Source organism: Ferroacidibacillus organovorans (assembly GCF_001642725.1).
Taxonomy (GTDB): Bacteria; Bacillota; Bacilli; order Alicyclobacillales; family SLC66; genus Ferroacidibacillus; species Ferroacidibacillus organovorans.
In genome coordinates this window covers 1-24,494 of sequence record NZ_LSUQ01000021.1, presented here as the reverse complement: position 1 = coordinate 24,494, position 24,494 = coordinate 1, and the positions used below count along the sequence as shown (strand labels likewise).

Sequence of the window (24,494 nt, the reverse complement as noted above, 5' to 3'; positions counted from 1 at the left end):
AGACGAGAAGATCTGCGTTCAGGTTTCATCATTCACGCGATGCAGTGGTTCTTTTCCCACAGCATATCGCGCGAGATTCGAAATTGCGCGTTGCATCATTTCACGCCACGTTTGGTGGGTGATTCCGGCGAGATGTGGCGTCAACAGCAGTCGTGCACGCACATCCGGCGGAAGCTGGAAGAGCGGATTGTCGGGACGCGGTGGTTCCGGGTCAAAGACATCCGTGCTAGCGCCATAGAGTTTGCGAGAGCGCAGAGCGTCTGCCAACGCCTCTTGGTCAACCAATGCACCGCGGCTCACATTGATAAAAATCGCGTTATCCTTCATCGCCGCAAACCGTGCACGGTTCATGAAGTGCACCGTCTCAGGCGTGAGCGGAAGGGTCAGCGCGATGACGTCACACGTATTCAAAAGAGTTTCAGGCGTGCGCCAAGTTGCGCCGTGCGCTTCCTCTATGTCTATCCGTCGCGTGCGGCTCGTATAGCTACACGAAATTGAGAGGGCACGCGCCATCACTGCAAACGCTTGGCCGATCTGTCCCATGCCGATGAGCCCCACGTGCAGTTCCCGCGCGTCTCGAAGGAGCGGACCCATCATGGCATTTCGCTGCGTCGTGTAGGCATCGGTGTAGTCAATGGCCTGACACTCCCCGACGCGCCGCGCGAAATAGAGGATGCTCATGAGAATATGTTCCGCGACGGCGTCCGCATTCGCGCCAGGGTTGTTGCAGAGGATGATGTTCCGTTTTGCGAAACGCCCGACGTCAATCGCGTCGTGGCCCGCCGAGAGTAGTTGCACCATCTCAAGCTTTGGCATGCTCAAATAGTCATCGCTTGGGAAATGGGAGTGAAGCGACAGAACGGCGCGACACGTGCTCTCACGATAGGGTGTCACATCCTCTTCGCGATGGACAATCGACAGTTCAGGCGGCAGGGTGATCCCTGCGTCTCGAAAACGTTTTTTGGGGATGGTTGATAAAACGTCCATGGGCAATACAATCATCTCCGTTCATCGTAAGGAGAACTTCCTATTTTCAGAGACTTAGGCTTGTTTGTGGGTAGGCAACCGCTACCATCTGTGATACCCTACAGATATCTTCAAACGAACCTCGCAATGCGACAGAGACTAGAACAGTCCTCCGTTGTCCCAAACCCCGGACCAAACCAAAAACGGACTTCGTATGCGCCTGAGGTCGTCTAATGAAAGAAGGGACGATTGATTGTGCGCGTATTTCTCGATTTGATGTGGTTTTTCAAAATGCACAAAGGTCGCTATGCGGCAGGCATTTCACTGCTTCTTTGTGTTGCCATTTTAAGTCTTATTCCGCCGCACGCCGTCGGCGTGATCATGGACGCCATGCGCCGTCACACACTTACGCGCGGGATGATTCTTCAATGGGTGGCCATCCTCGCGGTGGATACTGTGTTTATCTACGCCATGCGCTACATCTGGCGCGTTCTTCTCTTCGGGTCCGCGATGGAATTGGCGGCGCGATTGCGCGAGAAACTCTATGAACATTTTACAAGGATGTCGCCGCAATTCTATCACAAAAATCGCATCGGGGATTTGATGGCGCACTCAACCAATGACGTTCAAGCGGTCGAGATGACTGCGACGGACGGAATTCTGACACTGGTGGACTCGATTTCTACGGGAATTGTCGTCATCACGACGATGGCAACGACGCTCAGTTGGAAATTGACGCTCATTACGCTGATTCCGATGCCGATCATGGCGTTTGCGACGTCTCGCTACGGCCGCATGATGCACACGCGTTTTCACATCGCGCAAGAGGCGTTTGCCGAGATTACAGAATACACGCAGGAAACGATTGCGGGCATTCGCGTTATCAAGGCGTTTGGGCAAGAGGATGTGGAGCGTAAGCGGTTTGCGGAGCGGTCGCTTGACGTCGTGAAAAAAAACATTCGCGTTGCGCGGATTGACGCCTTGTTCGATCCGACGATCTCGCTTGTCGTCGGCTGCTCGTACCTGCTTTCGGTAGGTTTTGGCGCACTTTTTGTCGTTCACAGACAACTGACGATTGGGGAATTGACGACGTTTACGCTCTATCTCGGACAGTTGATCTGGCCGATGCTCGCGTTTGGCTGGCTGTTTAACATCGTGGAGCGCGGGCGCGCCTCAGACGATCGAATTAAGACGCTGCTCAGCACGCCGGAAGACATCCGCGACGCAGAGATCACGCTCGATGGACGACCCACGGGTGAGATCGCGTTTGCGCTCGACGAATTCACGTATCCTGACGCGGAAAAACCGGTGCTAAAAAACATTCACTTTTCAATCAAACAGGGACAGACACTCGGCATCGTCGGACGCACCGGGAGTGGAAAGACAACGCTCTTTAAGCTCCTGCTGCGCGAGTTTGACGTAACGCAAGGCGAGATTTTCGTCGGTGGACAGCCGATTGACGCGTGGACGCTTTCTGCGTTGCGCGGAGCGATTGCGTATGTCCCGCAAGACCATTTCCTGTTTTCCGCCTCGATCGCGCAAAACATCGCATTCGCGCGGGCGTCGGCACCACTTGAAGAGATTCAGGGCGTCGCGCGCCAAGCCGCGATCCACGAAGATATCCTGCGTTTTCCCGACGGGTACGCAACGGTTGTAGGCGAGCGCGGCGTAACGCTTTCCGGCGGGCAAAAACAGAGGGTGTCGATTGCCCGCGCGCTACTGATGGATGCTGAGATCTTGATTCTTGACGACTCGCTCTCAGCGGTTGATGCGACGACGGAGGCGTCAATTTTGCACGCACTGCGTCAAAAGCCAAAAACCGCGACGACCTTGATTGCGACGCACAGGCTCAGTTCGGTTGAGCACGCGGATCTCATTCTCGTGCTCGAAGATGGGTAGATCGTGGAGCGTGGCGCGCATATGGATCTTCTCGCGCAAAATGGTGTCTATGCGGCGATGTATGAGCGTCAACAGTTGGAGAATATCGTTGAGCACGGAGGTGTTTCTGCGTGAACGAATTTGAAGTAGGATCCGCCGAGATGAAACGCGCGGATCGCCAGGTGTTGATGAGGCTGCTGTCTTATCTTCGCCCGCACGGATGGGCTCTTTTTGGCGCGTTTGCGCTGCTCGCGATCGCTACGGCGACCGACGTATTGGGCCCCTTGATCATCAAGGATTTCATTGATCACTATCTGACGGTCAATCACTTTCCTGTTGGACCGCTCGTTCGATTGGCGTCGCTCTATATCGTTTTGCTGATCATTACGGCATCCTTTAACTTCCTGCAGGTTCTCGCGTTCCAGACGCTGGCGCTGCGCATCATTCAGCGCATTCGCATCGAGGTGTACAGTAAGGTGCAGGCATTGGCGCTCGCTTTTTTTGACAAAACGCCCGCAGGTTCACTCGTTTCCCGCATCACAAATGATACGGAAGCGATTCAGGATCTGTTCATGAGTGTGCTATCGACGTTTGCTCAGAATCTGTTTTTATTGACGGGGATTTACATCTCGCTCTTTTTTCTGAATGCTCATCTGGCTTTACTTTGCTTGCTGCTTATACCGCTGATCGCGACGCTGATGCAGGTGTATCGCATCCTTAGCACGCGGGTGTACCATCTCAGTCGGCAGAAGTTGAGCCAGCTAAATGCCAAACTCAACGAGTCGCTGCAAGGGATGTACATCATTCAGGCGATGCGTCAGGAACGCCGTCTGCGCGATGAGTTTGGTGAGATCAATCAGGCGTATCGCCAAGTGCGCGTGCGTAACATCAAGATCAATGGGTTGCTGCTGCGACCGATGGTTGACGTGCTCTACATGATGACGCTTATGCTTGTGCTTTGGTTTTTCGGCGTCCGTTCGCTCTCCCATGTGGTGGATCTCGGAGTGCTCTATGCGTTCGTCAATTATCTGGAACGGTTTTTTGAGCCGATCAACAACATGATGATGCGTCTCAATCTGTTTCAACAGTCGCTGGTGGCGGCGACGCGCGTCTTTATGTTGATGGATGAGACGCAGTTGGCGCCGAGCGGTGAAGAAATGGGCGAGTTCCCGGAAACGGGACGCGGAAAGATCGAGTTTCGCGACGTCAGCTTTTCGTATGACGGGGAAAATGATGTGCTGAAAAACATATCCTTTACAGCGCTTCCGGGTCAGACGGTGGCGCTGGTGGGCCACACGGGAAGTGGCAAGAGTACAACGATCAACCTGTTGATGCGTTTTTACCCGGTGACGCGCGGTCAGATTCTGGTCGATGATGTTCCACTTGACGGGTACCCGGACGATGTGTTGCGCAACCGGATCGGTCTCGTGCTTCAAGACCCGTTTCTTTTTGTCGGGGACATGCGGCATAACATTCGGCTTGGCGGCACGCACTTCACCGACGAAGAGGTGGAGGATGCGGCAGCGTTCGTACAGGCGGATCGTTTCATCAAACGACTGCCAAAAGGTTACGAGGAGGTGGTCGCGGAGCGGGGCGCGACGCTCTCCTCCGGGCAGCGGCAGTTACTCTCGTTTGCGCGAACGATGGTGCGAAAACCGAAGGTTCTCGTGCTTGACGAGGCGACGGCGAGTGTCGACACGGAGACAGAAATCGCGATTCAAGAGGCGTTGTCGCGGATGCGCCACGGGCGAACGACGATCGCGATTGCGCATCGCCTCTCGACGATTCAAGATGCGGATCAGATCCTCGTGTTACACCACGGCGAGATTGTGGAGCGCGGGACGCATCAGGAGTTGCTTGCAAAGCGGGGACTCTACTACAACATGTATCTGCTCCAACAGGGAGGCAGCGCGGCGGCGCGTCACGCATCGCACGTTGCGCTCGCGGGGGACCCTGCGTAATGAGGATTCACGATGTGCTTGAGACGATCTACCAAAGGATGCCGACACCGCGCGACGTAGGCGCAGACGGTTTGCTCATTGGCGATGAGACGCAGAGGGTCACAGGCGTCTTGTCGGCTGTGACGGTGACGAACGGAGTGATCGACGAGGCAATCCTGCGTAGAGCCAACCTGATTCTCACGCATGATCCGCTTTTTTACGGGGAAGAGGTGGATCTCGTTGATCGAGGCGGGGAGCGTGCGCATGTGCACCCCGTCGCAAGCCGCAAGCTTGAGCGACTGCAAGACGCGGAGATCACGGTCTTTCGCTTTCGCGACGCGTGGCGCGCGCATGAACCGGACGGCATTCTCGCAGGGACGCTCAAACACCTCGGTTATGCGCGTTACTGGGAGCGTCGACGCGGCCCGCTGATCGAACTGCCGCCGCTCTTGGTGCGGGAACTGATTGATCAGCTAAAAGAGCGACTGGATCTCCCTGCGGTGCGCCTGTGTGGTGAACGTGACGCGCGGTGTTCGCGGATCGGATTTTTGCTCGGGGAAATGGCGGGCGATGAACAGCTCGCGTTTCTCGCTTCGGGCGCGATCGATGTTTTGGTGGTTGGGGAAACGGTCGAGTGGCAGGTGTGTGAATATGTGCGCGATCGAAACGCGTACGCGCATCCTGACGCTCCACCCATTCACTTGATCGTCGTCGGCCATCTCGCGAGCGTGACGCTTGGCATGCGTTACCTTGTGGAATGGCTCACGCCGAAAATTTCCGGGGTGCCGGTGTCTTACGCGCCGATTGGGCTGCCTTATTCCTATGTGCTGTAAAAAACATACACAGAGAGGATGCTAAAAGATGGCAGACAAGCTGAGTGGAGGATTGAGTTGCGCGCGCTATATGCAAATTCGCGCGGCCTACAGTGCGACGCGTTCGCACGATGAGAAAACGATGTTTTTTCTTAGCACGATGAGCGCGGCGCCGCAGGTGTACCGTCTTTGCGAAGCGATTCCGTGGCCCGTTCAGGTTACGTTTTTTGACGATCGCGTCATGGGTGTCTATGCACACCCGACAGAACCGTACCTGATCGTTTCGTCTGACGTTGGCGGCAGTGAACGCGCGCAGATCTACCTCGTTTCACACGATGGACAGACGGTGGAGAACCTCACGAGTGACATGGCGCACGTTCATCAGTTCGGCGGCTTTTCGTCGACTGGCAAACAGTTTGTCTATGCGTCAAACGCACGCGATGACGTGCACTTTGATGTGTACGTCTATGACCTTGAGACGCGCGTGAGTCGCTGTGTTTTTGAGACGGATGACACCAATTATGCGGCGGGGTTCAGCGCGGATGACCGCAGTGTGTTTGCGCTGCGCATGCATACAAACGTCAACGCCGATTTGTTTCTGGTCGACATTGAAAGCGGTGACGCGCTCCACCTCACACACCACCAAGGGGATGCGCATTTCTCGCATCCGCGTGCAGCTGCAGACGGACGCATGGTGCATCTGATCACGGACCTTGATTCGGAGTTTGCTAGGCTTGCGACGCTCGACCTTGAGACGCTCGCACTCACGTATCTGACGGATGATTTGTGGGACGTGGAGCAATTGGAGGCGGCGCAAGGTGGAAAGCGTCTGGTCTACAGTGTCAATGAGGATGGTACATCGGCGCTTTTTGTGCTTGATCGAGATCGTACAGGCGGCGCGCGGCGGGTGGAGGGGCTCCCCGTCGGAACCGTAGTCGATTTCGACCTTTCAAAGGATGGCGCGCACGTCGATGTGACAGTCAGCAGCCCACTGCATGCTGTCGAGGTGTGGCGCGTGGCTTTAGACCGCGGCGACGTCTGGCGCCTTACTTTTGCTTCCGAAGGCAGTGTGCCGCACGACTCGTTTGTTGAGCCGGAGTTGATCGCGTATCCGTCATTGGATGGACTCATGATCAAGGCCTACTATTACAAGCCAAAAGGCGACGGTCCCTTCCCGGTGATCGTAGACGTTCACGGCGGTCCAGAAGGGCAGAGCACGAACCTCTTCCCAGCGCTGCGCCAGTATTTTGTGCAGTGCGGCTATGCGGTGCTCGCACCCAATGTGCGCGGAAGTTCGGGGTATGGGCGCACCTATCTGCACCTTGACGATGTGCGAAAGCGGATGGACTCGGTGGCCGATCTGGCGCACGCAGTCGACTGGCTGTGCGAACACGGGAATGCGCGCCGCGATGCGATTGCGGTGATGGGCGGAAGCTACGGCGGGTTTATGGTGCTGGCGGCAGTGACGCACTACCCAGATCGGTTTGCGGCGGGCGTCGATCTTGTGGGAATTGCCAATCTGCGGACGTTTATCGAGAACACCAGTCCGTACCGCCGTCACCTGCGCGAGTGTGAGTATGGAACCGTGGAGGCAGACGGTGATTTCTTTGACGAGATTTCGCCGATTCACCACGTGGATCGCATCACCGCACCGATGATCGTCATCCACGGCGCGAATGACCCGCGCGTTCCGATCAGCGAGGCAGAACAAATCGTCGAAGCGCTCCAGAAGCGAGAGCATCCGGTTGAATACTTGCGCTTTGAAGACGAGGGGCATGGTGTCGTGAAGCTCCCGAATCGCATCAAGACGTACACGGCGATCGCCGCGTTTCTGGATCGCTATTTGAAGTAACTCGCGTGTGAGAAAAGGTGTGCGTGCGGATGGCGACCTGACGAAAACTGGGACCCCTTCTGCGCGCACGCGTTTTACAAATGCCCAGTGTGAAACCGCCCTTGCGCGGATCACGCAGTTCACCGCGCTGCAGTCTCAGGCGCTGTGTCAACATGGGTGAGTTGGCGATTCTCCCAGCCCTTTCCGCGCAGTCGCGAAAAAAGGAGCGCTGCGCGCACCCACTCGTCTAGGCACATCCCCCACCAAATTCCCGCCAGTCCGAGTCCGAGCGGGAACCCAAAGAGCCATGCGGCGAGCACTGAGATCCATACAAACATTCCACTGTTCCACATGAGCCAGCGGTTGTCACCCGCTCCGCGCAATGCGCCGCCAATGATCATGTTGAGTGCTTTTGCCGGTTGCGCAAGCGCGATGATCTGGAGCACTCGCGCGCCAAGACGCACCACTTCTGGATCTGCCGTGAAAAGCGTGATCAGTGAATGGGCAAAAATGAAGAGCAGCAAAGCGAGGAGTGACATTCCGCTCACTCCAAGTGTGACACCTGACCATGCGATGCGGCGGGCGGGATGAAACGCGCCTTTTCCTGCCTCGTGACCGACGAGAATCGAGACACCCTGCGCGATGCCAAGACCAAACAAAAAGGATGCGGATTCAATAGAAATGGCATAGACGCGCGTGGCAACCGCGTTTGCACCAAGTCGCGCAATCAGGCTGACGAGAAAAAACTGCGTAAATTGATAACTCCCGAGCTCAAGCGCGGATGGCAACCCGACGCGCAGTACAGCCATCGCCTGCCCAGACCCGCGCAGAATCATCCGCCGCGTGACGGGGGTCGGAAGGTGTCGCGCGAGCAGAAGGAATGAGTAGATCACGCCGGCCATAGCCCCGCTCGCGTTAGCAAGATAAAGTCCGGTCAAGCCGAGTCGCGGAGCGTTCCACAGTCCTGTGACAAAGAGCAGATTAAATAGCGCGGTGACACCGATGACGAGAAGAGTTTGATAGAACACTACGCGTGTCGCGCCAAAACTTCGCAGAATTCCGCCACTGATGCCGATCCACGAAGAGAACGGCAGAAGAATCGCCATAAACGTCAAGTAGGCGCGCGTTGTCGCGACAATGGACGATGGGACATGCAGAATTGCAAACCAGACGGGGATGCCTGCGATCAAAAGGAGTGTGAGCAAAGTAGCGATGACGAGATTGAGCCGCAGCGCGTCGACGGCAAACGCTGTGGCCTTCTGTGGATGATTTGCGCCGCGAAACTGAGCGATCAGTACGGTCGCGCCCAAACCGACGATGCTAAGCAAGATGCTGAGTGCGGCAATCAGCGCCCCGGTGAGGCCAACGGACGCCACGATCGTTGAACCTAGGTGGCTCACCACCCATAAATTGAGGTTATTAATGGTCGTTTGCGCCGTCATTTCAAGGAGAATTGGCCACGACAGGGAGAGAATTTGACGGTAGATCGAAATGACGGAGCACTCCTTATCAAACGATAAAAAGCATTCGTAAAGGTTGAGCTTCACTATAGCACGAGTCACGAAATGTGTGTTCAAAAAAATTCAGAAAAGGGAAAAGCCGCAAGGGAATGAGCGGATTTCGCCATGATTTTGCCAAGATTAGCGACTTGCCGGACACGAGGTTCTCTTGTATCCTAAAACGTGTCGCAATTTATCTTTTTTAGCGGCTCATTTTTATTTCGGGAGAATAAGCCTCAGTGAATGAACAGAAAGTGGCTTTGGCGGGCCTATTCGCCGTCTCATTTTTATGGGGATGCAATTATGTGATCAGCGCCTATCTGCTTGGCGACTTTTCTCCCATTTTCCTCTCGTTTGCTCGTCTCGTGATGACATCGCTCTTCTTTTTGACGCTCGCACTCGCGCGCGGCGGACTCCGCTTTCCCACGCGCCCGGAAATTTACCTTCTATTAGGGAGTGGAATTTTTGGCACGCTGCTAAACCAAACGCTTTATTTCACAGGGCTGCGGCAGTCGACCGCCGCAAATGCGTCACTCATCATCGCACTGGCGCCCGTGGCAACCGCCATCCTTGAGCGCGCCTTGTTTGGCGTGCGCATGACGCCGTCAAAGCTTGTCGGTGTGGCGTTGGGCGTGGTCGGCGTTTTGATCATCGTCGGGATGGGCGGAAGCCGGCTCAGCGCTTCGGTGGGGGATTTCTACCTGCTTGGCGCGATGCTCACACTTTCCATCAGCATCTTGTTTGTCCGCTCGCTTACCAAAACGATGCCGACCTACACGATCACAATCGTTTCGACGTGGATCGGGACGACGTTTATGGCGCCCGCCGCTGGCGTCGAGGCGGCGTTTCACCAAAGCCATCTTGCGACAGGCGTTTTTCCGTGGGTGCTGCTCGCGCTTGCCGGCGTCGTCGCGCAGGGCCTCGCTGGGTTCTGGTGGAATCGCGGCGTCGCGGTGATCGGCGCGGGGGCAGCTGCGATGTTTATGAATCTCCCGCCTTTCATCGCGCTGCTCGCTGGACATTTTATTTTGCGCGACGCGATTACCGCGAGTCAGGTGGTGGGTGGTCTATTGGTGCTCTCAGGCGTTTTTGTCGCCAATTCGCAGGCGTTGCGAAAAGTCTCACCCCTGCCGCTTCAAGAAGGTTTCGAAGGATCTGCGTGAAATGACGTGATTCGTGGTATGATGGAAGAATGGAGTTTTGATTGGGAAGGGGCGTCACGGATTGATTCGTGTGAAAAATTTGTCGGTTTCCTTTGGAAGCCGCATTTTGTTTGAAAATGTAAACTTGGGATTTGATCAAGGCAACCGCTATGGACTGATCGGCGCAAACGGCGCCGGAAAGTCGACGTTTATGAAAATACTGGTCGGTGATTTTGAGCCGTCGACAGGAACGGTGACGATCGAGCCGGGACTGCGCGTCGGGGTGTTGCGTCAGGATCACTATGCGTTTGACGACTTCCGCGTGCTTGACACCGTCCTGATGGGCTATCCCGAACTCTGGGAGGTCATGCAGGAGCGGGAGCGGCTCTATGCGCTGCCGGAGATGACGCAGGAAGAGGGTTTGCGCGTCGGCGAGCTTGAGAGCTCTTACGCGGATATGGATGGCTACTCCGCCGAGTACTTTGCCGCAGAGCTTCTCGAAGGACTCGGCATCCCAGTCGAGAAACACACGGAACTCATGTCGAGCATGAACGGCGGTTGGAAGCTGCGCGTGTTGCTCGCGCAGGTGCTCTTTGGCCGTCCGGACATTCTCCTTCTCGACGAACCGACGAACCACCTTGACATTGACACGATTCGCTGGCTGGAAGAATTTTTGCAGGATCACAAAGGCACGATGATCATCATCTCGCACGATCGTCACTTTTTGAACACGGTCTGTACACACATGGTAGACGTGGACTACAAACAGATCACGATGTTCTCTGGCAACTACGACTATTTTGTCGCGGCGAGTTCACTCTCACGCGAGCAACAGCTGGCGGACAATTCGAGAAACCTTGAAAAAATCGCGGAGTTGCGCGAGTTTGTGGCGCGTTTTTCGGCGAACAAGTCGAAGGCGAAACAGGCGACGAGCCGCCAAAAGCAGATCGAGAAGATTGAGATTCAGGAGATCCGCCCGTCTTCACGCGTCTCTCCGTATATCAAGTTCACACCTAAACAGCAACTCGGTAAGCAAGTGGTCACGATGAGCGGCGTCAGCAAGTCGTATAGTGATCTACAGGTTCTCAAAAATGTTAATCTCGACATCGTCCAGGGCGACAAAGTCGCGATTATCGGGGCAAACGGTGTGGGAAAAACGACCTTGCTCAACTGCATGATGGGTGAAGTGGGAGTGGATGAGGGCACGGTCGTCTGGGGCAAGTCGGCGCAACCGAGCTACTTTACGCAGGATCACAGCGACACCATCCCACACGACACGACGGTCTACGAGTGGCTGCGCGGCTTTGATCACGAGGCGGATCAGCAGACGATTCGCAGCATTCTCGGCCGCATGCTCTTCTCAAAAGACGAGGTGCACAAGTCGACCGAAGTGCTGTCAGGCGGTGAGGCGGCGCGCTTGATGATTGGCAAGATGTTGCTCGAACAAGGCAACGTGCTGCTGCTTGACGAACCGACGAACCATCTCGATCTTGAAGCGATCGACGCGCTCACAAAGTCGCTGATCGAGTTTCCGGGCTGTGTCATTTTCGTCTCGCACGCGCGCCAACTCGTCACGGATGTGGCGAACCGCATCATTGAGGTGACGCCAAACGGCTTGATTGACTTTGTGGGATCGTATGACGAGTATCTCGCAAAGCGCCCGAACCTGGTGGCGGTATGAGTGGGGGTTCTGTTCGCTCGTACCCTGTCATGCGTGCGGTACCGCTGCTCGAATTCTTGCTTGAGGTGGAAGACGGCAGGGGTCGCAACAAGATCAAGTCCTATCTCACGCATCGTCAAGTATCGGTCGACGGCCGCATCGTGACGCGCCATGACCACCCGCTTTTGCGCGGACAGCAGGTGCAGATCACCGATGCGCGCGGTTCTGCGGTGCGCAATCTTCACGGTATTCGCATCGTTTACGAGGATGATCACTTGCTGGTGATTGACAAGCCGCCGGGGCTTCTCTCGATCGCCTCGGAAAAAGAGCGCGATCGCACCGCGTATCACATTCTGTCTGACTATGTGCGTGAGAAAGCGCCACAGTCTGCGCCGCGGGGAAGCAGCCACCTTGCGCGCTCGCGCCAAGGGACTGCCACAAAGACGGCGATTCGTCCCGAGTCGCGCGCGGTGCGCGGTGCGACAGAAGCGCGCGATCCGCGCATTTTCGTGGTGCACCGACTCGATCGCGACACGTCAGGTCTCATGATGTTTGCGAAAACGGAGCGCGTGAAACGGGCGCTTCAGGATCACTGGCGCGACTATGTTTTGTCTCGCTCTTACGCGACAGTCGTTGAGGGGCGTGTCACACCGCTCGAAGGTACGCTCACCGCGTGGCTCAAAGAGAATCAGAGCCAGAAAATGTACGTGACAGGCGCCATCGAGGGCGCGGAAAAAGCGACGCTCTCCTATCGCGTCGCGCGCTCCACGCGCGCGTATTCGCTTTTGTATGTGGAACTTGAGACAGGGAAAAAGAATCAGATTCGCGTGCAGATGGAACATTTTGGGCACAGCGTCGTTGGCGATCGCCGCTACGGGTCAAAGCACAATCCGCTTGGGCGTCTGGGACTTCACGCGTTGACGCTTGAGTTTAAGCATCCTGTGCGAAACGACGTGCTGCGCTTTGAGACGGATCTGCCGTACGGCTTCCAAAAACTTTTCCCAGAAAAGAAATAGCAGAAGTGAGTGTAAAAACCGCACCTTGGACGCCTAGCGCTGTCCGGGGTGCGGTTTTTACTTACGCGTTGATGCCACCGAGAGAGACGTATTTGATATCGAGATACTCTTCGATGCCGTACTTGCTTCCTTCGCGTCCCAGGCCAGACGCCTTCACGCCGCCAAAAGGCGCTTGCGCGGTGGAGGGAATTCCGTCGTTGATGCCGATAATCCCGTATTCGAGGTGTTCTGCCATGCGAAAGATGCGCCCGATATCCCGCGTGAAGAGGTAGGATGCAAGGCCAAAGGGTGAATCGTTTGCCGCCTTTAGCACTTCTTCTTCCGTGTCAAACGGCAGGATGGCGGCAACCGGCCCGAACGTCTCCTCTTTTGCGATGAGCATCGAGTGATCGACGCCCTTTAAGACCGTCGGCGAATAGAAATAGCCGCGCGCCCCGACGCGCGTTCCACCGAGTAAGAGCTGTGCGCCTTTGTCGAGCGCGTCTTGCACGTGGCGTTCTACTTTTTCAAGCGCAGCTGACTCTACGAGCGGGCCTACGGAAACGCCTGGATCTAGACCGTCGCCCGTTTTCATCGCTTGCATGAGAGATGTGAAGCGCTCCGTGAATGCGTCGTAGATGCTGCGTTGAACGTAGATGCGATTGGCCGAAACGCAGGTTTCCCCCATCCCGCGCATTTTGCAAGCGAGCGTCTGTGCGACTGCCGTCTCAAGATTTGCGTCTTCAAACACAATTAGTGGCGCGTGTCCGCCGAGTTCAAGGGAGAGGCGTTTCACGGTGTCCGCAGCTTGCCGCATCAGGATTTTCCCGACTTCCGTCGATCCAGTAAACGATATTTTGCGCACGCGCGGATCGTCCATCAGGGGTTTTACGATTGGAACTGGGTCACGGCTTGCAAGCACGGAGAGCACGCCTTTTGGCAGGCCAACTTCGTCAAAGATGCGAGCAATCTCAAGCGCGGATAGCGGTGTGAGTTCGGATGGTTTGATGATCATTGCACATCCGGCGGCGAGGGCTGGCGCCAGTTTGCGCGTGATCATCGCGGCAGGAAAATTCCACGGCGTGATGGCGGCGGTCACGCCCACGGGCCGCTTGAAGACGAGAATGCGTTTGTCTACGCTGCTCGAAGGGATCATGTCACCGTACACGCGCTTGCCCTCTTCGGCAAACCAGTCGAGAAACGAGGCGGCATAAAGCACTTCGCCGCGCGCCTCGGCGAGCGGCTTGCCCTCTTCCAGTGTCATGATGCGCGCGAGGTGCTCGGATCTTTCACGCATGCGTGCAGCGGCACCACGAAGGAGGTTTGCGCGCTCATGCGCGGGCTCGTCGGCAAATATAGGCTGCGCGTCGGTCGCTGCCGTGACGGCGCGTACGACATCTCCTGGCGTGGCGTTTGAAACGGTTGCGAGTACTTCCTCTGTGGCGGGATTGAGGACGTCGAACGTCTCCGTTGCTTCACCGTCTGTGAAAACGCCAGCGATGTAGTTTTTGTACTCGCCAAGTTGCATGGTGAATCCCTCCTTAGAATGGCTTTTATTCTGTAAAGCGCGCGCCGTTTTGTTGTGCATTTTAATCGACCTGGCGGCGTACTGTTCTTTTCTTAGTGTACAACGCACGTCAATTTGTGTAGGCTATACCTTATGGCTTGGGAACACCTAGAGATCACTCGAGGAGGAACTTTTATGAAAAATCTCGCAGATTGCACAACACTCCATAATGGAATAAAAATGCCATGGGTAGGACTTGGTGTTTGGCAGGCAAAGGATGGCCAAGAAGTTGAGCAGGCTGTGCGCGCGGCGATTGAGCTTGGTTACCGTAGTATCGACACGGCGGCGATCTATGGCAATGAGGTCGGGGTTGGCGCAGCGATCAAGGACAGCGGCGCGAAACGTGAAGATCTCTTTATCACGACGAAAGTGTGGAACGCGCGTCAAGGCTATGAGTCCACGCTCGCAGCGTTTGATGAGAGCATGGCGAAACTCGGGCTTGAGTATCTTGATCTTTACCTGATTCACTGGGCGATTGCGGGAAAATACAATGACACGTGGCGGGCGCTTGAAAAGCTTTACCGTGACGGGCGCGTGCGCGCGATTGGCGTGAGCAACTTTCAGGTCGAGCACTTGGAAGATGTGATGAAAAATGGAACGATCAAGCCGATGGTCAATCAGGTGGAGTTTCATCCTCTTTTGACGGAGCAGCCGATCTACGATTTCTGCAAAAAAGAAGGCATTCAGATGGAAGCGTGGTCACCGCTCATGCGCGGTGGAGAATTGCTCACAAAGCCGGTCATCGTTGAACTGAGCGAGAAGTATGGAAAGACGCCTGCGCAAATTGTGCTGCGCTGGGACCTTGAAAAAGGGGTTGTCACGATTCCAAAGTCCGTGCACAGAGAGCGGATCGCGGAAAATGCGAACCTGTTTGACTTTTCATTGACGGCGGATGAGGTAGCGCGCATCGATGCACTTAATGAAAACAAACGCAGCTTTGAGTATGACCCGTACAATGTGAACTTTTGATCCTCCCTGAGGCGCTATGTTTTTTTATTTTCTGTTTTAAAAAGGAAGAGGAAACTCTTCCTTTTTTCTGTGGGCGCGGTGTGCTAGACTAAAGCCAACTTTTTACATACTCTCGTGACCGACAGAAAGTGGGATTACTAGATGAAACCTTGGGTCTCTCGCGTTGCACTTCTTCTCGCGCTTACCGTGCCGCTCTCTTCGCCGTCATTCGCCGCTGAACAAGCGCTCGGTTTAAAACAAAAGACGGTGATGCTTATGCCATCTGCTCACACGAATGTATCCGGGAAGGTACAAATGGCCATTTTGCCACACGGCGGCATGCGTGTGAATGTGACGTTGGCAGGCGTCAGCCGACGTGCTCGCGTAATGGACGCCCTTTCTTTTGGCACGTATGGAGCGGGTCCTTCGATACCGGGATTTCTTCTTGCCAAACCTGTCTGGCAAAATGGTCAGTGGGTGAGTGAAACAACGGTACCAAAGGTTGACTTTATTCCGGAGACGGGTTGGTGCTTCAAGGTTTCCGAGGATGTAGGCGGGCGGGAAAAGATGATCGCGATGGCAGATCTTGGCCCGATTGCAAAAGGAACGGCTGAGCAACAGAAAGAGACGGCCACGTCGATTGTCAGTCTACAGATTGGCCCGCTTGGTTCGATGATCACGGCAGCGCAAGCAAAGCACGGCTTGACGGGTGATATCATGGTGCAAACAGGCGGCATGATGCCCGCCATGGCGATGACCGATCACGGGCAGAAGGTGAATATGCACCTCGAAGTGCACGTGTTCTCGCGACAGACGGGTGCGGTTGAGTTGGGGTTAATGCCAAAGATTGAACTGATCTCGGAGAAGACAGGCATGAAGACGATTGTGCAAAGCGTGCCAATGTACAGTTCAAAGACAGGAATCCCTGACTATCACTATGGGAATGCGGTCGCAGTCAAACCAGGAAGCTATACGGTGAACGTGCAGATCGGGAAAGAAAAGATCGTATTTCGCGGCGTGCTCATCACGAAAGCGATGATTTCTGGGAAAGCCTCGTCAGGAAGTATGAATGGAATGAGTAACATGAGTGGCATGTAAGGACAGAGGGCGGGATTTTATGCGCGGAAAAACGGGTGGATTGAATAAGCTCACGTGGTTCGTGCTCTTTTTGCTGACCCTGCAGTACATTTTTGGGATTATCGCCAATCTCTATGTGACGATTCCGTATGCTGTGATCTCGCCTGCGCGCACGTGGAGTGGGCTTTGGGTCACGCTCAACTGGTCGCTCGCTCACAGTCCGCCAATTCTCGCGGCGCACGCGGGTACTGGTGTTCTGCTTGTTTTGATCACGTGTGCCGGCGCCGTGCGCGCTTTTTTCATGAAAGGCATGGTTTGGCGTAGCGCATACACCGCAGGACTATTGATCTTGCTTTTTGCTGGATACAACGGCGTGATGTTTCTCATCTCCCACGGCGCAAACGTCTACTCGATGTGGATGTCGTTTGCGTACATTGCGGTGCTTGCAGTGTTTTTTGGAGCGCTCTACACCGCCAAGAGAATTTGAGCTTCTGTGTTAAAGAAAGGGATTGACAGAATGAGCGCCAGCGCTTGGACAGAGCGTGCAGTAACCGTTTTAGAAACCATCGAGCAAGCGGGACGGACGCGTGCGTTGCGCGCGCTTCGCGTGCTGGATGGGCGCACCGCACTGCGCGATGACCGGGTCGTCCTGCTTTGCGCGTCCAACAATTATTTGGGGCTGGCGCATCATCCGCGCGTCCGCGCGGCGGCGCAGGGCGCGCTTGAGACGCATGGGCTTGGCTCGACCGGTTCGCGCATGACGACAGGACACAGCGCGCTTCACGAGCAACTGGAAATTGCGCTCGCAAAACATCGCGGCACGGATGCGGCGCTTCTTTTCAATACAGGCTACATGGCGAATTTGGCTGTCATGACGACGTTTGCGCGCGAAGGGGATGTCCTATTTTCAGATGAACTGAACCACGCAAGTCTGATTGACGGGTGTCGCATGAGTCGGGCGCGTGTGGTCGTGTACAGACACGGTGATGTGAGCGATCTTGAGGAGAAGTTGCGGGTGACGCCTGTTTCTGGTCTTCGCATCATTGTCACGGACGGTGTCTTCTCGATGGATGGGGATCTCGCGCCGCTTGCAGATTTGGTGCGCCTAAAACGTGCGTGGAATGCACTTTTGATCGTTGATGACGCACATGCGACAGGTGTGCTCGGTCCGCGCGGTGAAGGGACGGCCGCGCATTTTGGCATGGCCGCACACGAGATTGACTTGCATGTGGGGACACTCTCGAAGGCATTGGGCAGTGAGGGCGGTTATGTGGCGGGTGCGCAGACGCTTATCGCATGGCTTCGTCAGGCGGCGCGACCGTTTATGTTTTCGACCGCGCTCAGTCCTGCAGTGATCGCGGGTGCGCACGCCGCGCTGCACATTGCGGCAGATGAATCAGAGCGCCGAGAGCGTATGCACAGTCGTGCACGCGAATTGCGAATGGCGCTGCAAGCGCGTGGGTTTGCGGCATCGCAAGGGATTACGCCGATTATCCCTGTTCGCATCGGGGACGCTGGTGCGGCGCTTGCGCTCAGCGCGCACCTGGATCAAATGGGTGTTTTTGCGCCGGCAATCCGGCCGCCAAGCGTCCCTGAAGGCACATCGCGCATTCGTCTGACGGTAACCGCAGATCATACGCGTGAAGACGTGGAGACGGTGGCGAATGCGTTTGCCTCGTTCGCGTCGAGATAAAGAAAAGTCTACAATGAGACTTATCAGCTGGTAGGTGAAGTCTTCAACTTCCCCTGATGGTTAATCGCAGTCCAATGATTCGCGATTCACATCGCGAATGAGAGCAAAGGGAGATTCTCTTGGTAAACGAGATGAATGAAATTCATACAATCGAAGGTTTGGCTCCAGAACATACACTCGTCCTCTTTGGCGCAACGGGCGATCTCGCGCGGCGAAAACTCTATCCAGCCCTCTATCACATGTACATGCGAGACATGCTCCCTGAGCGCGTAAGCATCGTCGGCACCGCGCGGCGCGCGCTTTCGGACGAAGCGTTTGTCAGCGAGGTAAGACAGGCGCTGCTAACGTACGGAAAGCTTAGCGAGCAGGATCTCGTTGGTTTCCCTGCTTTCGCCAAGCGCCTGCACTATCAGGCTGTGCACGCTGACCGAAAAGTTGACTACACCACGCTGCACGAGCGCGTGCGGGAGTTGGAGCGCGACGGACGCACACCGAATCGCTTGTTTTACTTGGCGATGGCCCCTGAGTTTTTCGGGGATGTCGCACTCTCCATCGCGGCGTGTGGACTGTCTCAGTCGCCCGGATTTTGCCGACTGATCATTGAGAAGCCGTTTGGTCGCGATTTTGAGACGGCGCAGGCGCTCAATGAACAGTTGCGCCAGGCGTTTGCAGAGGAGGACATCTATCGGATCGATCACTATCTTGGCAAGGAGATGGTGCAAAACATCGAGGTCATCCGCTTTGCAAACTCGATGTTCGAGCCGCTCTGGAACAATCGATCCATTGCAAACGTTCAGATCACATCCAGCGAAACGGTGGGCGTGGAAGATCGCGCCTCGTATTACGAAGGCTCCGGGGCGCTGCGGGACATGGTGCAAAACCATATGTTGCAAATGGTCATGATGATTGCGATGGAGCCGCCCAGTCGTCTGAAAACGGAGGCGATCCGCGACGAAAAGGTAAAGGTGCTGCGCTCGCTGCGCCGCTATGGGCCACACGATGTGAAAGAGAATGTGGTGCGCGGCCAGTACACGGCGGGAGTGAAAAGCGCAGAAGGGCAGACACTGCCTGGGTATCGCCAAGAACACGGCGTTAATGCAGCATCGCAGACGGAGACGTTTGTCGCGGCGCGCCTTTTTATCGATAATTTCCGCTGGGCAGGCGTTCCCTTTTATCTGCGCACAGGAAAGCGAATGGCGCTCAAGTCCACAGAGATTGTCATTCAATTTCGTGATATGCCGCGCGATCTGTACTTCAATCGCGACGGTCAACTGGGGCCAAACCTGCTCGTGATTCGCGTCAATCCGGCGGAAGGCATGTACATGCAGCTCAACGCGAAAAAACCGGGGACAGAAGGGTCAGTCGTCCCGATTGCGATGGAGTTCAGCCAGGATGCGGACAACGCGCCAGAGGCGTACGAACGCTTGTTGTATGACGCGATGCGCGGCGACTCGACGTTCTTTACGCGCTGGGATGAGGTGTCGCTCGCCTGGAAGTTTGTCGATCCGATTGCCGAGGCGTTTCGCGAGGGCGCTGCGCCACTTGAAACGTATGAGGCGGGAACGTGGGGGCCGGATTTGGCAAACGCGCTGGTTGAAAAGGATGGCTATCGCTGGTGGCCAGTTTATGGGAAAGACACATCGTCGGTCGAAGATGAACTCTTGCGCCAGCAGGCGCGCACGCTGGAGGTGGCACCGTGAGGTTTTATGACGTATCCATGGACATCGTCACAGAGATGGCGGTCTACAAGGACAAGGAAGAGAAGCGGCCGAGCTTTGCGCAAACGGCCGCGTTTTCCACGCATGGCTTTCAAGAGACGCGCGTGTCTCTTGACGTGCATACCGGCACGCATGTCGATGCGCCACTGCACATGGTTGAAGGCGGTGCGCCGATTGAGGCGATCGGTTTGGAGCGCCTTGTGACGACGTGCCGCGTGCTCAATCTCACGCATGTAGAAGACGCGATTGCGCGTGAAGACCTTGAGCCATTTACGATACAGGCGGGCGAATTCCTGCTTTTTCAGACGCGCAACTCAGCGCGTGAAGGTTTTGATCCGGGGTTTGTCTTTCTTAAGGAAAGCGGTGCAAGGTTTCTCGCGGAGATTGGCATCGCGGGTGTCGGCATTGATGCGCTCGGCATTGAGCGAAGCCAGGATGGGCATCCGACGCACAAGGCGCTCTTTTCAGCGAACGTAGTGATTCTTGAAGGGTTACGCTTGGGCGCCGTGCCTCCCGCCCACTACTTGATGGTATGCGCACCGCTTCGCTTAAAAGGCGTCGACGCGGCGCCGGCGCGCGTGTTACTGTTTGACTTGTCTGCGCCAGCAGGCGAGGGTGCGTAACACGCAGGTGTAAGAAAAGCCCCGCATGGACGTGAACTTGCGTCCATGCGGGGCCTTTTTTTGGCGAGGTTACTCGCCCGCTTTTTCAACGGCGTGGCCGCCAAACTCATTGCGCAGCGCCGCGACTACTTTGCCTGTGAAGGTATCTGTTTCTTGCGAGCGATAGCGCATCATCAGGGACAGCGCGATCACGGGCGATGCCACCTGCAGGTCAAGCGCTTCTTCGAGTGTCCACTTGCCCTCGCCGGAAGAGTGCATGACACCGCGAATGGAGGTGAGGTTCGGGTCTTTTTCGAGGGCGCGCGCCGTCAGGTCCATCAGCCACCCGCGGATGACCGAGCCGTTTGTAAACACGTTTGCCACGTCCCCTAATTCATAGGGAAAGGGGCTCTTTTGCAAGATCTCAAACCCTTCGCCGATCGCGGCCATCATGCCGTATTCGATGCCGTTGTGCACCATTTTTGCGTAGTGTCCGCTGCCGGATGGACCGACATAGGCATAGCCGCCCTTCACGGCAGTGCTTGAAAAGAGTTCTTCCGCGCGCAGGAATGCTTCTTTTTCTCCGCCGATCATGTAGCACGCACCGTGGCGTGCGCCCTCCACGCCGCCGGATGTGCCGACATCGAGATAGGCGATCCCGTGATCGCTGGCCTCTTTTGCGCGGCGCATGCTGTCTTTGTACTGCGAGTTTCCCGCCTCGATGACAATGTCACCTGCGTCGAGCCGAGGGAGCATTTCGGACAAAACTTGATCCACGATCTTGCCTTGGGGAACCATCAACCATACGACGCGCGGAGTCTGAAGCGAAGAGACCAATTCGGCTGAAGTGCGCACCGTTTTGCCGCCAACTTCTTCAAAACTGGCGCGCGACGCCTCACTCACATCGGTCGCGAGAACGGTGTGCCCCTTTTCCAACATTTGTTCGCCGAGCGCAAACCCCATTTTTCCGAGTCCTATAAGTCCAATGATCACGTGGGTATCCTCCTGTTTCATGCCAGCCTGTCCATCTGTACGATGAGGCTATTGTAGCGCACTTGGATCGCGCATCCAAAACGATTTCAGAACAGATGATTCAGGCAGCATCGTATTTCTGCAAAACGTGAATTGAAAGACGGACGCAAAACGTGGATACTTGGGTTATGGCAGTGTTTGATTTGCAGATTCTATGGGTTGATTCAATTTGTTGGCTGAAGTGAGGGAAGATCCGTTTTACTATTTTTGCGTAACCGAGGTATTGCGAATCACGGCGGGCTCTTGTGGCTTCTTTTGCTCAATCTGGTTTTGCGTTTCGGTTTTTTGGCGTGGATGCACCCGCCGCAGTCGGAGGACTTTGCCTGGTATTTTTATCACGCCGTCGACCTTGCAAAAGGGCTTGGGTATCGGCGTGCGACGGGCGGCTACACCGCATACTGGCCGATTGGGTATCCGTTCTTTTTGTCTTTGATCTATCGCGTGTTTCCGCAAACCGTTTGGGTGGGACTTATTACGAATGCGCTTTTGAGCGTCGGGATTGTCGCGCTCACCTATGTGCTGGCGTTTCGCATTTTTGCGCGCAAGGGCGTCGCGCTCGCCGCTGCCGCATTGTATACCGCGTTACCAAGTCAAATCCAGTGGAATGCAGTACTTGGCTCGGAAGAATTGTTCACCATTCTCTTGATGATCTTCCTGGCGATCTTTACGATCCCGGCGAGCGCCATGCGCAGACCATGGGTCGCTTATGGGAGTGCGGGTGTGGTGCTTGGCGTGGCCTGCGACGTGCGTCCGATCCCACTTCTTTTTCCGTTTATGGCGTGGGGAATCGCTGTGATCTGGCGGCGTGTGCAGTGGCGATTTTACTCGCGCGTGCTCATTTATGTGTTGGCGGGGATGGCCTTTGCAATCCTGCCAGTCACCTTGCGCAACTGGATCGCGATGCATCATCTCATTCTTATTTCGACAAACGGCGGGGTGAACCTTTGGCAGGGAATCTACGCGAACAAAGGCTTTTATTGGCTGTGGAATCCTGCACAAAATCCGCTGCTCGCAGCGCACGGAAATGAGATCAAGGAGAATGCGATTGGCATGAACGCATTCTTTCGCTACCTGTTTCATCATCCGCTCAATTTTTTTGAGAATGGACTTTATAAGATCAGGAACTTGTATGCGTCGGATCAAAACGCCGTGCATTACACCTTCTTGGCGCAGCTTCCGCATGTTCCTTTTCCTGTGATTGAGAACTGGCGGCGCTTTGACACGTATGCCTACTACGGTTTTATGATTTTCGCTCTGATCGGATTTTTCGTAAGGCGAAACCTTTCTGCCGCTGCGAAGTTCGCCTTGCAGATGGTGATTCTCTATCTCTTTTATGACACGGTCATTTTTCTGGCATTTCCCGCCTGGAGTCGCTTTCGCTATCCGATGATGCCGATGTTCGCCCTTTTTGCAGGTTCGGGATGGATAGGCGTTGGCGAATGGTTTCACCGAATGATGCATCGCAAGAATACGGGCTCAAAAGGGGCGGGCGAATGATGAGCGATCGGTGTGAATCTTTTATTCTCGCCATTGATCAAGGAACGACGAGCACCAGGGCCATGATCTTCGATCGGCGTGGAACGATTCGCGGGATGGCCAAGAAAGAGTTTGCGCAGTACTTTCCAAAACCAGGCTGGGTGGAGCATGACGCCGACGAGATCTGGGAAGGTGTGCTCGCTGTGATGAGGGACGCGCTCGCGTCGGCGGGCGTCGCGTATTCAGACTTGGCGGGTGTTGGAATCACAAATCAGCGGGAGACCACCGTCTTGTTTGAACGCTCGACAGGCCGACCGCTCCATCGCGCGATCGTCTGGCAGAGCAGGCAGACCTCTGAAATCTGCGACCAATTGCGGGCAGCAGGAAATGAGGCGATGGTGCGCGATAAAACGGGGCTGGTCGTTGACGCGTATTTCTCGGCGACCAAGATTCGCTGGTTGCTAGACGCCATTCCTGATGGACAGAAACGGGCAGAACGCGGAGAAATCCTGTTTGGCACGATGGACACGTGGCTTATTTATCATTTGACTGGTGGGAATCTGCACGCGACGGATCACACCAACGCGTCGCGCACGATGCTTTACAACCTTGAGACAGGCTCGTGGGACGATGACCTGCTTTCGCTCTTGGCGATCCCCTCTTGCATGATGCCAGAGATCCGCTCGTCAAGTGAGCGATACGGAAATCTTGACGCGGCGATTACGGGCGGCGCTGTCGTTCCAATTGCTGGGGTGGCGGGAGATCAGCACGCTGCTCTTTTCGGACAGGCGTGCTTTGCGCCGGGCATGGTCAAAAACACCTATGGGACGGGCTGTTTTTTGTTGATGAACACGGGCGAGCGGCGGATTCGCTCTGCGCACGGGTTGCTGACGACGGTCGCGTGGTCGATCGGCGGGCGGGTGGAGTATGCGCTCGAAGGCAGTGTGTTTATGGCGGGGGCGGCGATTCAGTGGTTGCGCGACGGGCTCAAGATCCTTGAGACGAGCGCAGATTCGGAGCGGATTGCAAGGTCGATCGTGAGTTCGGAAGGGGTATATGTTGTTCCAGCGTTTGTCGGGCTTGGCGCACCGTATTGGGATATGGACGCGCGCGGGGCAATCTACGGATTGACGCGCGGTACGACACAAGCGCACATCGTGCGTGCGACGCTTGAATCCCTCGCGTATCAGACGCGGGATGTGCTTGATGCGATGGAGCGGGACGCAGGTCTTGCGCTGTCTACGCTGCGCGTGGATGGGGGGGCGGCCGATAATAACCTGTTGATGCAGTTTCAAGCAGATCTGCTTGGCGCGCCTGTCGAGCGTGCGCGCATTCGCGAGATTACAGCGCTTGGCGCCGCGTACCTGGCGGGTTTGGCGGTCGGTTACTGGGACTCCCGTGAAGAAATCGCAAAGCACTGGGCCGCAGAGCGCAGGTTTAGTCCGCTCATGGAGCACGGGCCGCGCGAAGCGCTGTGGCAGGGATGGACGTCGGCTGTAGCGCGAACGCGCAGTGACTACCGCGCTTGATGGATCGTGGCCTTTTGGGCTAAGTTTCCTACGTGACACAGCAAACGATACGCGACAATCATCTATACGCGCCTCAAATTGAGCCATACCCTGTAGGAGGAAGGGTAGGAACAGTAATCGTTGAATCTG

At 55.7% G+C, this 24,494-nt stretch carries 18 protein-coding genes and 1 pseudogene; 15 read left to right on the top strand and 4 right to left on the bottom strand.

Annotated elements, in window-relative coordinates; translation table 11 throughout:
- Window positions 1–18: 18 nt before the first annotated feature.
- Window positions 19–1,002: a 2-hydroxyacid dehydrogenase gene (locus tag AYW79_RS08390; RefSeq protein ID WP_082806699.1), complete on the bottom strand. Its 984-nt coding sequence runs from the start codon at window positions 1,000–1,002 to the stop codon at window positions 19–21.
- Between the two features lie 219 nt (window positions 1,003–1,221).
- Between AYW79_RS08390 and AYW79_RS08385 the strand changes: the two are divergent.
- From AYW79_RS08385 to AYW79_RS08370, 4 genes and pseudogenes are all read left to right on the top strand, one after another.
- A pseudogene (locus AYW79_RS08385) lies at window positions 1,222–2,979 on the top strand (ABC transporter transmembrane domain-containing protein).
- A 26-nt stretch (window positions 2,980–3,005) separates the two neighbouring features.
- Window positions 3,006–4,805 carry an ABC transporter ATP-binding protein gene (locus tag AYW79_RS08380; RefSeq protein WP_067564490.1) on the top strand — a complete coding sequence of 600 codons (1,800 nt, stop codon included), beginning with the start codon at window positions 3,006–3,008 and terminating at the stop codon, window positions 4,803–4,805.
- A complete protein-coding gene (locus tag AYW79_RS08375) occupies window positions 4,805–5,617 on the top strand; it encodes a Nif3-like dinuclear metal center hexameric protein (RefSeq protein WP_067564448.1) in 813 nt (270 codons plus the stop codon). The genes AYW79_RS08380 and AYW79_RS08375 overlap by 1 nt, the downstream gene beginning before the upstream one ends.
- A 28-nt stretch (window positions 5,618–5,645) precedes the next feature.
- The gene (locus AYW79_RS08370; protein WP_067564446.1) at window positions 5,646–7,448 is read left to right on the top strand and encodes a S9 family peptidase; all 1,803 of its coding nucleotides are present in this window, start codon (window positions 5,646–5,648) and stop codon (window positions 7,446–7,448) included.
- Between the two features lie 119 nt (window positions 7,449–7,567).
- Here the strand turns inward: AYW79_RS08370 and AYW79_RS08365 are convergent, their stop codons facing one another.
- Window positions 7,568–8,974, bottom strand: a complete 1,407-nt coding sequence (locus AYW79_RS08365; protein WP_067564444.1) for an MATE family efflux transporter — start codon at window positions 8,972–8,974, stop codon at window positions 7,568–7,570.
- A 191-nt stretch (window positions 8,975–9,165) separates the two neighbouring features.
- Here AYW79_RS08365 and AYW79_RS08360 point away from each other — a divergent pair, with 191 nt between their 5' ends.
- The 3 genes from AYW79_RS08360 to AYW79_RS08350 all read left to right on the top strand — a co-directional run bounded on the left by AYW79_RS08360 (window position 9,166) and on the right by AYW79_RS08350 (window position 12,744).
- Window positions 9,166–10,089 (top strand): DMT family transporter, encoded by a 924-nt coding sequence (locus tag AYW79_RS08360; protein ID WP_079290920.1) that lies wholly within the window; start codon window positions 9,166–9,168, stop codon window positions 10,087–10,089.
- Between the two features lie 70 nt (window positions 10,090–10,159).
- Window positions 10,160–11,749 carry an ABC-F family ATPase gene (locus AYW79_RS08355; RefSeq protein ID WP_335339623.1) on the top strand — a complete coding sequence of 530 codons (1,590 nt, stop codon included), beginning with the start codon at window positions 10,160–10,162 and terminating at the stop codon, window positions 11,747–11,749.
- The gene (locus tag AYW79_RS08350; RefSeq protein WP_067564440.1) at window positions 11,746–12,744 is read left to right on the top strand and encodes an RluA family pseudouridine synthase; all 999 of its coding nucleotides are present in this window, start codon (window positions 11,746–11,748) and stop codon (window positions 12,742–12,744) included. The genes AYW79_RS08355 and AYW79_RS08350 overlap by 4 nt, the downstream gene beginning before the upstream one ends.
- A 61-nt stretch (window positions 12,745–12,805) precedes the next feature.
- Here AYW79_RS08350 and AYW79_RS08345 read toward each other — a convergent pair whose 3' ends face one another.
- The gene (locus AYW79_RS08345) at window positions 12,806–14,251 is read right to left on the bottom strand and encodes an NAD-dependent succinate-semialdehyde dehydrogenase (RefSeq protein ID WP_067564438.1); all 1,446 of its coding nucleotides are present in this window, start codon (window positions 14,249–14,251) and stop codon (window positions 12,806–12,808) included.
- A gap of 174 nt (window positions 14,252–14,425) precedes the next feature.
- On the opposite strand from AYW79_RS08345, the gene AYW79_RS08340 reads away from it, so the two are divergent.
- From AYW79_RS08340 to AYW79_RS08315, 6 genes are all read left to right on the top strand, one after another.
- Entirely contained in the window at window positions 14,426–15,259 is an 834-nt protein-coding gene (locus tag AYW79_RS08340; protein ID WP_067564436.1) for an aldo/keto reductase, read from the top strand.
- A gap of 141 nt (window positions 15,260–15,400) precedes the next feature.
- On the top strand, window positions 15,401–16,336 hold the full coding sequence (locus tag AYW79_RS08335) for a hypothetical protein (RefSeq protein WP_067564434.1): 936 nt from the start codon (window positions 15,401–15,403) through the stop codon (window positions 16,334–16,336).
- Window positions 16,326–16,802, top strand: a complete 477-nt coding sequence (locus AYW79_RS08330) for a hypothetical protein (protein ID WP_143216198.1) — start codon at window positions 16,326–16,328, stop codon at window positions 16,800–16,802. The genes AYW79_RS08335 and AYW79_RS08330 overlap by 11 nt, the downstream gene beginning before the upstream one ends.
- A gap of 30 nt (window positions 16,803–16,832) precedes the next feature.
- Window positions 16,833–18,008 carry an 8-amino-7-oxononanoate synthase gene (bioF, locus tag AYW79_RS08325; RefSeq protein ID WP_067564429.1) on the top strand — a complete coding sequence of 392 codons (1,176 nt, stop codon included), beginning with the start codon at window positions 16,833–16,835 and terminating at the stop codon, window positions 18,006–18,008.
- Between the two features lie 131 nt (window positions 18,009–18,139).
- Window positions 18,140–19,708 carry a glucose-6-phosphate dehydrogenase gene (zwf, locus tag AYW79_RS08320; protein ID WP_067564486.1) on the top strand — a complete coding sequence of 523 codons (1,569 nt, stop codon included), beginning with the start codon at window positions 18,140–18,142 and terminating at the stop codon, window positions 19,706–19,708.
- A complete protein-coding gene (locus AYW79_RS08315; protein WP_067564427.1) occupies window positions 19,705–20,349 on the top strand; it encodes a cyclase family protein in 645 nt (214 codons plus the stop codon). The genes zwf and AYW79_RS08315 overlap by 4 nt, the downstream gene beginning before the upstream one ends.
- Window positions 20,350–20,418: 69 nt before the next feature.
- Here AYW79_RS08315 and gnd read toward each other — a convergent pair whose 3' ends face one another.
- Window positions 20,419–21,321, bottom strand: a complete 903-nt coding sequence (gnd, locus tag AYW79_RS08310) for a phosphogluconate dehydrogenase (NAD(+)-dependent, decarboxylating) (protein ID WP_067564425.1) — start codon at window positions 21,319–21,321, stop codon at window positions 20,419–20,421.
- A 246-nt stretch (window positions 21,322–21,567) separates the two neighbouring features.
- Between gnd and AYW79_RS08305 the strand changes: the two genes are divergently transcribed.
- Together AYW79_RS08305 and glpK are read left to right on the top strand one after the other, a co-directional pair.
- The gene (locus tag AYW79_RS08305) at window positions 21,568–22,857 is read left to right on the top strand and encodes a glycosyltransferase family 39 protein (RefSeq protein ID WP_067564423.1); all 1,290 of its coding nucleotides are present in this window, start codon (window positions 21,568–21,570) and stop codon (window positions 22,855–22,857) included.
- The gene (gene glpK, locus AYW79_RS08300) at window positions 22,857–24,365 is read left to right on the top strand and encodes a glycerol kinase GlpK (protein WP_067564483.1); all 1,509 of its coding nucleotides are present in this window, start codon (window positions 22,857–22,859) and stop codon (window positions 24,363–24,365) included. The genes AYW79_RS08305 and glpK overlap by 1 nt, the downstream gene beginning before the upstream one ends.
- The last annotated feature ends 129 nt before the right edge of the window (window positions 24,366–24,494 follow it).

What these genes read in the sequence shown, in the direction of transcription:
- AYW79_RS08375 (WP_067564448.1), top strand. Translation starts at nt 4,805, where the DNA reads ATGAGGATTCACGATGTGCTTGAGACGATCTACCAAAGGATGCCGACA.
- AYW79_RS08370 (WP_067564446.1), top strand. Translation starts at nt 5,646, where the DNA reads ATGGCAGACAAGCTGAGTGGAGGATTGAGTTGCGCGCGCTATATGCAA.
- bioF (WP_067564429.1), top strand. Translation starts at nt 16,833, where the DNA reads ATGAGCGCCAGCGCTTGGACAGAGCGTGCAGTAACCGTTTTAGAAACC.
- AYW79_RS08335 (WP_067564434.1), top strand. Translation starts at nt 15,401, where the DNA reads ATGAAACCTTGGGTCTCTCGCGTTGCACTTCTTCTCGCGCTTACCGTG.
- AYW79_RS08390 (WP_082806699.1), bottom strand. Translation starts at nt 1,002, where the DNA reads ATGATTGTATTGCCCATGGACGTTTTATCAACCATCCCCAAAAAACGT.
- AYW79_RS08345 (WP_067564438.1), bottom strand. Translation starts at nt 14,251, where the DNA reads ATGCAACTTGGCGAGTACAAAAACTACATCGCTGGCGTTTTCACAGAC.
- AYW79_RS08350 (WP_067564440.1), top strand. Translation starts at nt 11,746, where the DNA reads ATGAGTGGGGGTTCTGTTCGCTCGTACCCTGTCATGCGTGCGGTACCG.
- AYW79_RS08380 (WP_067564490.1), top strand. Translation starts at nt 3,006, where the DNA reads ATGAAACGCGCGGATCGCCAGGTGTTGATGAGGCTGCTGTCTTATCTT.
- zwf (WP_067564486.1), top strand. Translation starts at nt 18,140, where the DNA reads ATGAATGAAATTCATACAATCGAAGGTTTGGCTCCAGAACATACACTC.
- AYW79_RS08340 (WP_067564436.1), top strand. Translation starts at nt 14,426, where the DNA reads ATGAAAAATCTCGCAGATTGCACAACACTCCATAATGGAATAAAAATG.
- glpK (WP_067564483.1), top strand. Translation starts at nt 22,857, where the DNA reads ATGAGCGATCGGTGTGAATCTTTTATTCTCGCCATTGATCAAGGAACG.